This is a genomic window from Rhodosalinus sp. (assembly GCF_046542825.1).
Classification (GTDB): Bacteria; Pseudomonadota; Alphaproteobacteria; order Rhodobacterales; family Rhodobacteraceae; genus Rhodosalinus.
This window is the reverse complement of record NZ_JBKHAQ010000110.1, coordinates 1-9,377: the sequence shown is the minus strand read 5'-3', so window position 1 is coordinate 9,377 and position 9,377 is coordinate 1. Positions and strand designations below refer to the sequence as shown.

Annotated in this window: 5 protein-coding genes; 4 read left to right on the top strand and 1 reads right to left on the bottom strand. The window is 67.9% G+C overall.

Translation table 11 applies throughout. From position 1 onward, the window contains the following. A partial coding sequence (carB, locus tag ACLFOB_RS12600) for a carbamoyl-phosphate synthase large subunit (RefSeq protein ID WP_410926285.1) occupies positions 1-2,938 on the top strand: 2,938 nt, incomplete at its 5' end. Positions 2,939-2,958: 20 nt separating this feature from the next. On the opposite strand, the gene ACLFOB_RS12595 is transcribed toward carB, so the two are convergent. Continuing rightward, entirely contained in the window at positions 2,959-3,762 is an 804-nt protein-coding gene (locus ACLFOB_RS12595; RefSeq protein ID WP_410917626.1) for an undecaprenyl-diphosphate phosphatase, read from the bottom strand. 224 nt (positions 3,763-3,986) lie between these two features. Between ACLFOB_RS12595 and ACLFOB_RS12590 the strand changes: the two genes are divergently transcribed. From ACLFOB_RS12590 to gltB, 3 genes are all read left to right on the top strand, one after another. After that, on the top strand, positions 3,987-5,423 hold the full coding sequence (locus tag ACLFOB_RS12590; RefSeq protein WP_410926284.1) for an NAD(P)-dependent oxidoreductase: 1,437 nt from the start codon (positions 3,987-3,989) through the stop codon (positions 5,421-5,423). Between the two features lie 60 nt (positions 5,424-5,483). Further along, positions 5,484-5,948, top strand: a complete 465-nt coding sequence (locus ACLFOB_RS12585; protein WP_410926283.1) for a GFA family protein — start codon at positions 5,484-5,486, stop codon at positions 5,946-5,948. Continuing rightward, positions 5,945-9,377 (top strand): glutamate synthase large subunit (gene gltB / locus ACLFOB_RS12580; protein WP_410926282.1); only part of this gene is annotated, 3,433 nt, incomplete at its 3' end. The genes ACLFOB_RS12585 and gltB, both read left to right, overlap by 4 nt.

Here is a 9,377-nt window from a genome sequence, read left to right as displayed (position 1 = left end):
GATGGACCGGATCGGGCTGGAGAACCCCCGCGCCACCATCGTCACGGCGCCGAAGAAGGACAACGGTCAGTTCGACCTCGAGGCGGGCGTGCAGACCGCGCTCGAGGCGCTGGACGACATCGGCCTGCCCGCCATCATCCGCCCCGCCTATACCTTGGGCGGCACCGGCGGGGGCGTGGCCTACAACCGCGAGGACTATGTCCACTACTGCCGTTCGGGCATGGACGCCTCTCCGGTGGGGCAGATCCTGATCGACGAGTCGCTGCTGGGCTGGAAGGAGTTCGAGATGGAGGTGGTCCGCGACCGCGCGGACAACGCCATCATCGTCTGCGCGATCGAGAACGTGGACCCGATGGGCGTGCACACGGGCGATTCGATCACCGTGGCCCCCGCGCTCACGCTCACGGACAAGGAATACCAGATCATGCGCAACGGCTCGATCGCCGTGCTGCGCGAGATCGGGGTGGAGACCGGCGGCTCGAACGTGCAGTGGGCGATCCACCCCGAGACGGGGCGCATGGTCGTGATCGAGATGAACCCGCGCGTCTCGCGCTCCTCGGCGCTGGCATCGAAGGCCACGGGCTTCCCCATCGCCAAGATCGCCGCGAAGCTCGCCGTGGGCTACACGCTGGACGAGCTCGACAACGACATCACCAGGGTCACGCCGGCCAGCTTCGAGCCGACCATCGACTATGTCGTGACCAAGATCCCGCGCTTCGCCTTCGAGAAGTTCCCGGGCGCCGAGGCCACGCTGACCACCTCGATGAAATCGGTGGGCGAGGCCATGGCCATCGGCCGCACGATCCACGAATCGATGCAGAAGGCGCTGGCCAGTCTCGAGACCGGGCTTTCCGGCTTCGACGAGATCGCCATCGAGGGCGCCGAGGACCCCGATCAGGGCAGGGCAGCCGTGATCCGCGCGCTCAGCGCCACCACGCCAGACCGCCTGCGCCTCGTCGCGCAGGCGATGCGGCACGGGCTGTCGGATGACGAGATCCAGGGCGTCACGAAATACGATCCCTGGTTCATCGCTCGCATCCGCGAGATCGTGGACACGGAAGAGGCCCTGCGCCGCGACGGCCTGCCCCTGACCGAGGACGGGCTGCGCGCGCTCAAGATGATGGGCTTCACCGATGCCCGCCTTGCCACGCTGACGGGGCGTGACGAGGCGCAGGTGCGCCGGGCGCGGCGCAACCTTGGCGTGACGGCCGTCTTCAAGCGGATCGACACCTGCGCGGCCGAGTTCGAGGCGCAGACGCCCTACATGTATTCCACCTACGAGGCGCCCATGATGGGCGATGTGGAATGCGAGGCGCGGCCCTCGGACCGGAAGAAGGTGGTGATCCTGGGCGGCGGCCCCAACCGGATCGGACAGGGGATCGAGTTCGACTACTGCTGCTGCCACGCCTGCTACGCGCTGTCGGACGCGGGGTTCGAGACCATCATGGTCAACTGCAACCCCGAGACCGTCAGCACCGACTACGACACCTCCGACCGGCTCTATTTCGAGCCTCTGACGCTGGAGCACGTGCTGGAGATCCTGCGCGTCGAACAGGAACGCGGCACGCTGCACGGTGTCATCGTGCAGTTCGGCGGGCAGACGCCGCTGAAGCTTGCCAACGATCTTGAGGCAGAGGGCATTCCGATCCTGGGCACCACGCCCGATGCCATCGACCTTGCCGAGGACCGCGAACGCTTTCAGGAACTCGTCAACAAGCTGGAGCTCAGGCAGCCCAGGAACGGCATCGCCGCGTCCAAGGCGCAGGCCATCGCCATCGCGGAAGACATCGGCTTTCCGCTGGTGATCCGTCCCTCCTACGTCCTTGGCGGCCGCGCGATGGAGATCGTCCGCGACATGGGCCACCTAGAGCGCTACATCGACGAGGCGGTCGTGGTTTCGGGCAAGAGCCCCGTGCTGCTCGACGGCTATCTCTCGGGCGCGACCGAGGTGGACGTGGACGCCATCGCCGACGGGCGCGACGTTCATGTCGCGGGGATCATGCAGCATATCGAGGAGGCCGGCGTGCATTCCGGCGATTCGGCCTGCTGCCTGCCGCCGCACTCGCTGCCCGCGGACATCGTCGAGGAGATGAAGGTGCAGACCCGCGCGCTGGCGCTGGAGCTTGGCGTCGTCGGCCTGATGAACGTGCAGTTCGCGGTCAAGGACGGCGAGGTCTACCTGATCGAGGTGAACCCGCGTGCCAGCCGCACCGTGCCCTTCGTGGCCAAGGCGACCGACAGCGCCATCGCCTCGATCGCCGCGCGGGTCATGTCGGGCGAGCCGCTCTCGGCCTTCCCGATGCGCCCGCCCTACAAGGACGCAGGCTACGACCAGCCGCTGCCGCTGGCCGACCCGATGACGCTGGCGGACCCGGACATGCCGTGGTTCTCGGTCAAGGAGGCGGTGCTGCCCTTCGCCCGCTTCCCCGGCGTGGACACGATCCTGGGCCCCGAGATGCGCTCGACGGGCGAGGTCATGGGATGGGATCGCAGCTTTGCCCGCGCCTTTCTCAAGGCGCAGATGGGCGCGGGCATGGTGCTGCCCCACGAGGGCCGGGCCTTCGTCTCGATCCGCGACGCGGACAAGGGGCCGATGATGCTGGAGGCCGCGCGCCTTCTGGTCGATCTGGGCTTTGCCATCGTGGCGACGCGCGGCACCGCGGCCTGGCTCGACGGGCATGGTGTGCCCTGCGACGTGGTCAACAAGGTCTACGAGGGCCGGCCCGACATCGTGGACCGCCTGAAGAACGGCGAGATCGCGCTGGTGATGAACACCACCGAGGGCGCGCAGGCGGTCGAGGACAGCCGCGACATCCGCTCTGCCGCGCTCTACGGCAAGATCCCCTATTTCACGACCGCGGCGGCCGCCCATGCCGCGGCACTGGCCATGCAGGCACGGCAGGACGGCGACCTGGACGTCAAGCCGCTGCAAGGCTGAGCAACCGCCGTGCAGGCAGGTCAGGTGTAGGCCCAGATCAGCAGCCCCGCGCCCAGAGCGATGCGATAGATCACATAGGGCGTGAAGCTGACGGTGCGCAGCAGCCGCATCATCAGCGAAAGCGCGGCGAGTGCCGCGACGAAGGCGAAGGCGGCCGCGATCGCCCCGTCGCGGGCAAGTGCCGCGTCTGCCTCGGCCGCGACCTCCAGGGCAAGCAGCCCCCCCGAGGCAAGGATCGTCGGAATCGACATCAGCATGGCAAGTTTCGCCGCCCCGTGGCGGGTGTAGCCCAGGAAGCGCGCCCCGGTGATGCAGATGCCCGACCGCGAGGTGCCGGGGATCAGCGCCACCGCCTGCCAGAACCCCAGGATCAGCGCGTGCCGCATGGTCCAGTCGCCGTCCTCGCGCGCGGCGCGACCGAAGCGGTCGGCCACCCAGAGCAGCAGGCCGAAGCCCAGCGTCGTCCAGCCGATCACCGCGACCGAGCGCAGGCCGGCGTCGAGGCCCGAGGCACGCAGCGCCAGCCCCGCCGCCATCACCGGCAGCGTCGCGATCAGCAGCAGCAGGGCCAGCCGGGCGCCGGGCGTGTCCGCGCGGCCGGCGAAGAGCCGCGGCACGCCGGCCAGCGCCTCGGCCACGTCGCGGCGGAAGTAGAGCACCACGGCCGCCAGCGTGCCGACATGCACCGCAACGTCTATGGTCAGGCCCTGATCGTCCAGTCCCGCAAGGGCGGGGAGCAGAATCAGATGGCCGGAGGACGAGATCGGCAGGAACTCGGTCACGCCCTGCACGACGGCGACAAGGATCAGATGCAGCAGGGTCATGCCGAAAGCCTGCGAGGGACAGAATGCAGTTCGGTATAAGCCAATGACAGATAAAGGAAAGGCAGGATTTAGGTCCGGATGGTTACCTTGTTTTACCGCGCTGCGGCGAGATCAACCTGAAGCTGCACGTGGAAAACTCATTATATGTCAGTATTGCTGACTTTTAATTCCCGGACACTTCCTATATCACACCGTTCTCGGCGCTGGCCGGCAGGGAGTGTGGAATGTCTCAGCAACAGATGCTCAAGTTCGTCTCGATCGACCGGGCCATGCCCGAGAAGCGCGATGCGAATGTGCGCGCGCATGATTTTCACGAGATCTATGCCGAATACGCGCACGAGAAGGCGCAGGAGCAGGCCGGGCGCTGCTCGCAATGCGGCGTGCCCTACTGCCAGAGCCACTGCCCGCTGCACAACAACATCCCCGACTGGCTGATGCTGACCGCCGAGGGACGGCTGCGCGAAGCCTACGAGCTCAGCCAGGCGACGAATACCTTCCCCGAGATCTGCGGCCGCATCTGCCCGCAGGACCGGCTGTGCGAGGGCAACTGCGTGATCGAACAGGCCGGCCACGGCACGGTCACCATCGGCGCGGTCGAGAAATACATCACCGATACCGCCTGGGAAGAGGGCTGGGTGCAGCCGATCGCGCCCGCAGTCGAGCGCGAGGAAAGCGTGGGTATCATCGGCGCCGGCCCCGGCGGGCTTGCCGCCGCCGACGTGCTGCGCCGCGCCGGTCTGCAGGTCACGGTCTATGACCGCTACGATCGCGCGGGCGGGCTGATGACCTACGGCATCCCGGGCTTCAAGCTGGAGAAGCCCGTGGTGATGCGCCGCAACCAGCAGCTCGAAGCCGGCGGCGTCGAGTTCGTGCTCGACTGCAACGTGGGCGAGGACATCTCCTTCGACGCGATCCGCGGCAGGCATGACGCGGTGCTGATCGCCACCGGCGTCTACAAGAGCCGCGAGTTGCAGGGGCCGGGCTCGGGCGCGGCGGGCATCGTGCGCGCCATCGACTATCTCACCGCCTCGAACCGCAAGAGCTTTGGCGACGAGGTGCCCGAGTTCGACTCGGGCGATCTGAACGCCGAAGGCAAGCGCGTCGTCGTGATCGGCGGCGGCGACACGGCGATGGACTGCGTGCGCACCGCGATCCGGCAGGGCGCGAAGAGCGTCAAGTGCCTCTACCGCCGCGACCGGGCGAACATGCCCGGAAGCCAGCGCGAGGTCGCCAATGCCGAGGAGGAGGGCGTCGAATTCGTCTGGCTCTCCGCCCCCAGGGGCTTCGCGGGCGACCCGGTCGAGGGCGTGATCGTGCAGAAGATGCGGCTGGGCACCCCGGACGCCACGGGCCGGCAGGCCCCCGAGGTGATCGAGGGTTCGGACTACACCGAGCCCGCGGACATGGTGATCAAGGCGCTTGGCTTCGAGCCCGAGGAACTGCCGAAGCTCTGGGGCGTCGACGGCCTCGAGGTGACGCGCTGGGGCACGGTGAAGGCGGAATTCACCACCGGGCGCACCACGTTGCCCGGGGTCTATGCGGTGGGCGACATCGTGCGCGGCGCGAGCCTTGTCGTCTGGGCGATTCGCGACGGGCGCGATGCGGCAGCCGCGATCCTGGAGGATCTGGCGGCGCAGCCCGCGGCGGTCGCGGCGGAGTGAGCCCGGCGGGCTGACAGCATTTCCGGCCCGATCAAGGGCCACCCGAGCGAGGAGCGGTGCGTGAGCGTGACACTCGGCGACAGGACGGCGGGTTGCCTTTGCGGCGCGGTGCGCATGACGCTCCGCGACATGCCGCGCAGCTATGGCGCCTGCCATTGCGAGATGTGCCGCCGCTGGACGGGCGCGGCATTCCTTGCCGTCAGCCTGCCCGGCGACAGCGTCCGGATCGAGGGCGCCGAGCGCATCGGCCGCATCCAGTCGTCCGGCTGGGCCGAGCGCGCCTGGTGCACGCGCTGCGGATCGGGCCTGTGGTATCGCGTGACGCTTGACGGCGTTGATGGCGCCGGCGGCTACGAGATCCCGATCGGCCTCCTGGACGATCCGAACGGGCTGAGCTTCGACCGCGAGATCTACGTCGATTGCCGGCCCGACAGCCTTGCCTTCGAGGGCATGGCGCAGCGCGAGACGCTGACGCGCGCCGAAACCCTCGCGATATACGCCCCCACGGAGGAGGGACAGCAATGACCAGACATGACGCAAACTGGCTCGCCACCGAAGAAGCCCGGCGCCGCCGCATGGCCGACGCCGGCCTCTACCGCGAGGAGTTCGAGCATTCCTCCTGCGGCGTGGGGCTCGTCGTCTCGGTGGACGGCAAGCCCTCGCGCAAGGTGGTCGAGCACGGGATCGCGGCGCTCAAGGCGGTCTGGCACCGTGGCGCGGTGGATGCCGACGGCAAGACCGGCGACGGCGCGGGCATCCACGTGCAGATCCCGGTTCCCTTCTTCTACGATCAGATCCGCCGCACGGGTCACGAACCGAAGGACGATCAGCTGATCGCCGTCGGGCAGGTCTTTCTGCCCCGCACGGATTTCGGCGCCCAGGAAACCTGCCGCACCATCGTCGAGACCGAGGTGCTGCGGCTGGGCTACTACATCTACGGCTGGCGCCACGTTCCGGTGGACATCTCGGTTCTGGGCGAAAAGGCCAATGCGACCCGCCCGGAGATCGAGCAGATCATCATCTCGAACTCCAAGGGCGTGGACGAGGAGACCTTCGAGCGCGAGCTCTACGTCATCCGCCGCCGGATCGAGAAGGCCGCGCTGGCGGCACAGGTGCCCTCGCTCTACATCGCGTCGCTGTCGTGCCGGTCCGTCATCTACAAGGGCATGATGCTGGCCGAGCAGGTGGCCGACTTCTACCCCGATCTGCAGGACGACCGCTTCAGGTCGGCCTTCGCGATCTATCATCAGCGCTATTCCACCAACACCTTTCCGCAGTGGTGGCTGGCGCAGCCCTTCCGCATGCTCGCCCACAACGGCGAGATCAACACGCTGAAGGGCAACATGAACTGGATGAAGAGCCATGAGATCCGCATGGCCTCGAACACCTTCGGCGAGATGGCCGAGGACATCAAGCCGATCGTGCCCAACGGCTCGTCCGACTCCGCCGCGCTTGACGCGGTGTTCGAGGTGCTGGTGCGGGCAGGGCGCAGCGCGCCGATGGCCAAGACGATGCTGGTGCCGGAGAGCTGGTCGCAAGCCCGGATCGAGCTGCCGCAGGCCTGGCGCGACATGTACGCCTACTGCAACGCGGTGATGGAGCCCTGGGACGGCCCCGCGGCGCTTGCCATGACCGACGGGCGCTGGGTCTGCGCGGGGCTCGACCGGAACGGGCTGCGCCCGATGCGCTACGTCGTCACCGGCGACGGGCTGGTGATCGCCGGCTCGGAGGCGGGGATGGTGCCGGTCGAAGAGGGCACCGTGCGCGAGAAGGGCGCGCTGGGCCCCGGCCAGATGCTGGCCGTGGACATGACAGAGGGCAGGCTTTTCCACGACACCGAGATCAAGGACAAGCTCGCCGCCGCGCTGCCCTTCGGCGAATGGGTCGGCAAGATCAACGAACTCGACGAGGCGCTGGCCAGGCTCGACGAGCGGCCCCTGTTCACCGGCGACGAACTGAAGCGCCGGCAGATCGCGGCCGGCTACACCATCGAGGAACTGGAACAGATCCTTGCGCCGATGGCCGAGGACGGCAAGGAAAGCGTGGCCTCGATGGGCGACGACACGCCCGCCGCGGTGCTGAGCAAGAAGTATCGCCCGCTGTCGCACTACTTCCGCCAGAACTTCAGCCAGGTGACGAACCCGCCGATCGACAGCCTGCGCGAATACCGGGTGATGAGCCTGAAGACCCGGTTCGGCAACCTGAAGAACGTGCTCGACGAGAGTAGCGCGCAGACAGAGATCCTCGTGCTCGACAGCCCCTTCGTGGCGAACGCGCAGTTCGACGAGATGGTGACGCTGTTCAACGCCGACATGGTCGAGATCGACTGCACCTTCCCGGCGGGCGGCGGCGAGGGCGCGCTGCGCGAGAGTCTCGCGCGCATCCGGTCCGAGGCGGAGGATGCCGTGCGCTCCGGCGCCGGGCACCTCGTGCTGACCGATCACCGTTCGGACGCCGACAAGGTGGCGATGCCGATGATCCTTGCCACCTCCGCCGTGCACTCGCATCTCACGCGGCAGGGGCTGCGCACCTTCTGCTCGCTCAACGTGCGCGCGGCCGAATGCATCGACCCGCATTACTTCGCGGTGCTGATCGGGGCGGGTGCCACGACGGTGAACGCCTATCTGGCCGAGGACAGCCTGGCCGAGCGGATCGACCGCGGCCTGCTCGACGGGCCGTTGACCGAGGCTGTCGCGCGCTACCGCAAGGCGATCGACCAGGGCCTGCTCAAGATCATGTCGAAGATGGGGATCAGCGTGATCTCCAGCTATCGCGGCGGGCTGAACTTCGAGGCGGTGGGGCTTTCGCGGGCGATGTGCGCGGAATATTTCCCCGGCCTCATGAGCCGCATCTCCGGCATTGGCGTGAGCGGCATCCAGAGGAAGGCCGAAGAGGTGCACGCGCATGGCTGGAAGGGCGGCGGCACGGTGCTGCCCATCGGCGGCTTCTACAAGATGCGCAAGTCCGGCGAGACGCACGCCTGGGGCGCGCAGACCATGCACATGATGCAGATGGCCTGCAACAAGGGCTCCTACGAGGTGTGGAAGCAGTTCTCGGCCGCGATGCGGGCGCAGCCGCCGATCCATCTGCGCGACCTCCTGGACATGAAGCCGCTGGGCAAGCCCGTGCCGCTCGAGGAGGTGGAAAGCATCACCTCGATCCGCAAGCGCTTCGTGACGCCGGGCATGAGCCTCGGCGCGCTCAGCCCCGAGGCGCACAAGACCCTCAACGTCGCCATGAACCGGATCGGCGCGAAGTCCGATTCCGGCGAGGGGGGCGAGGACCCGGCACATTTCACGCCCGAGCCCAACGGCGACAACCCCTCCGCCAAGATCAAGCAGGTGGCCTCGGGCCGCTTCGGCGTGACGGCGGAATACCTCAACCACTGCGAGGAACTGGAAATCAAGGTGGCGCAGGGCGCCAAGCCCGGCGAGGGCGGCCAGCTGCCCGGCATGAAGGTGACCAAGCTGATCGCGCGGCTGCGGCATTCGACGCCGGGCGTGACGCTGATCTCGCCCCCGCCGCACCATGACATCTATTCGATCGAGGATCTGGCGCAGCTGATCTACGACCTCAAGCAGATCAACCCGCGCGCCAAGGTGACGGTGAAGCTGGTGGCGAGCAGCGGCGTGGGCACCATCGCCGCCGGCGTGGCCAAGGCGAAGGCCGACGTCATCCTGATCTCGGGCCACAACGGCGGCACGGGCGCGAGCCCGGCGACCTCGATCAAGTATGCCGGCCTGCCGTGGGAGATGGGCCTGACCGAGGCGCACCAGGTGCTCGCCATGAACAACCTGCGCGAGCGGGTGACGCTGCGCACGGACGGCGGCCTGCGCACCGGGCGCGACATCGTGATGGCCGCGATGATGGGGGCCGAGGAATACGGCATCGGCACCGCCGCGCTGATCGCCATGGGCTGCATCATGGTGCGCCAGTGCCAGTCCAACACCTGCC